Raw genomic sequence first — 1,964 nt, 5'->3', positions numbered from 1 at the left:
ATGGCCGATCGAGGCGCAGCCGACCTTCGGCTAGATCAGCCATCTTGAGAGGCGGCATGCGTGCGCGGCCCGACAGAGCACACATCACGGAGACTATGGCCACCCGCGCCCCACGCAAGTGTCGGCCAGGAAGGGGAAGGCATCGTCATGCCCTGCTTCCGACCCTGCACACGCCCCGTTCCGGGACTGCGTTTCGCACGGACACGCCCTGCCTTCCGGGATTCCACCGGCCGATGCTGACAGGAAGCGCTGGACGTCCACGCTCCAGGGAAAGAGCACCTTCAGCCAATATGCTGCAATCAGGGCCTCATCGATCGCTCCTGCCATACCCTCCTGACAGCGAGGCGGCCAGATGCGAAAGCCCCCGATCCTGTCCTGCCTCGCCGGTTGCCAGAGCGGTGTCAGACCCGCGCGATATTGCCGCCGGACGGTCCGGGTGGGGCCACGGTTGTAAAGCGGATGAAAGCGGTGACGCCCACCGCGATCGCGCCGATGATGGAGAAAAAGAGCTGCCACGCCGGAGACGGCATCAGCATCTGGGCGATCCCATGTGTCGTGCTGTAGCCCATGATAATGGCGGGCACCGTATAGAGCAGGACGATCAGCAGCTTGAGCCACATCCACGGCACCAAGGCGAAGGCGATTTGGCCAATAACGAAGGTTGCAGCGCCCGCGACGAAACCGACGATGATCCCGCCGACAACACCAGCACCCGCACCATACGCCCAGAACCCGGCCATCAGACCCATGGCGCAGGGCAGGGCGAAGACTGCCACGGTAAAGAACAACCAGCACAGGAAGCCAATGCCGGCGACGAGCAGGAAGGGAGCAAGGATGAACATGGCGGCGGTCTCCGTGCAACCGACAATGTCGGACGGTCGCGCCTGCCACCACCACCACGGCGCAACCCGCATTATAGCGCAGATGATACGGTGACCGGAACGAAAATCCGCGCGGCTTACGTCCCGCCGGTGACGATATCATCGAAATCTATCGCTGGTATGCGGACGTTGCGGTCAATCAGGTCGAGCGTTATTGCCTTCCCCCGTGATCCGGTGGCGTTGCGAAGAACCTTGCGATCCATAGCACCTGGTGCTACATAGGAGGTCATGACCAATGCCGAGCCATCCCAGCGGGCATTCAAGACCGCCTGGTTCGCCAGGGCGGCCCGGAAAGCTCGCATCAAAGACGATGAACTCTGCAAAGCGATCCGGGAGGTCATGAAGGGTCAGGCCGTCGATCTGGGTGGTGGTGTCTTCAAGAAGCGCCTGAACAAGAACCTGCATCGCAGCATTATTCTTGCGAAAGGCGGTCGATACTGGATCTACGCCTATCTGTTCGCGAAGAAGGACCGGGACAATATCGATAGCGATGAACTGGAAGACTTCCGGACCCTCGCCAAAGCCTATGCCGTGCTGACCGGGGAACAGGTCGAACGGCTTTTGAAGGATCGAGACCTGACGGAGATATGCCATGGCGATGAAGAGAAAAAATAGCTTCCGGAGCGACATTTCCGAGGCCATTCATTCCGGGGCGGTAATGCTGCACAAGGTCGGCGCGCTCGACAAGGCGACGATGCGTGATTTTGACACGCGCCATCTGGTGGTGCCCCCTGCGATCGAGCCGATCGAGATCAAGCGTCTCCGCGAGGCGAACAATGTCAGCCAGCCGGTCTTCGCGCGGTATCTGAACACGAGCGAAAGCACGGTCGAGAAGTGGGAGAGCGGCGCCAAACGGCCGAGCGGGATGGCGCTCAAGCTGTTGAGCGTCATTCAGAAGCACGGTCTTGAGGTTCTTGCCTGAGACGCTGGCTTGCGGGGAAGGAGAGAGCGCTCACGCGCCGCCTCCGAACCGCAGGACCGGGATACCGAGCCGCTTTGCCTTGTCGGCCAGATTTTCCTGGATGCCTGAACCGGGGAAGACGATGACGCCGATCGGCATAGTGTCGAGCAGCGCATCGTTAC

At 61.0% G+C, this 1,964-nt stretch carries 3 protein-coding genes; 2 read left to right on the top strand and 1 reads right to left on the bottom strand.

Annotated features, from left to right (window positions below):
* Positions 1-401: 401 nt before the first annotated feature.
* Positions 402-842, bottom strand: coding sequence for a hypothetical protein (locus tag P792_RS34000; protein WP_023979781.1), 441 nt, complete (start codon positions 840-842; stop codon positions 402-404).
* A gap of 267 nt (positions 843-1,109) precedes the next feature.
* Between P792_RS34000 and P792_RS33995 the strand changes: the two genes are divergently transcribed.
* Together P792_RS33995 and P792_RS33990 are read left to right on the top strand one after the other, a co-directional pair.
* A complete protein-coding gene (locus tag P792_RS33995) occupies positions 1,110-1,496 on the top strand; it encodes a type II toxin-antitoxin system RelE/ParE family toxin (protein WP_010517758.1) in 387 nt (128 codons plus the stop codon).
* A complete protein-coding gene (locus P792_RS33990) occupies positions 1,480-1,803 on the top strand; it encodes a DNA-binding transcriptional regulator (RefSeq protein WP_010517760.1) in 324 nt (107 codons plus the stop codon). Before P792_RS33995 ends, P792_RS33990 begins: the two co-directional genes overlap by 17 nt.
* The last annotated feature ends 161 nt before the right edge of the window (positions 1,804-1,964 follow it).

Origin of the sequence: Asaia sp. SF2.1 (genome assembly GCF_000505765.1) — a bacterium.
GTDB classification, from domain to species: domain Bacteria; phylum Pseudomonadota; class Alphaproteobacteria; order Acetobacterales; family Acetobacteraceae; genus Asaia; species Asaia bogorensis.
This window is presented reverse-complemented; position numbering and strand designations above follow the sequence as displayed.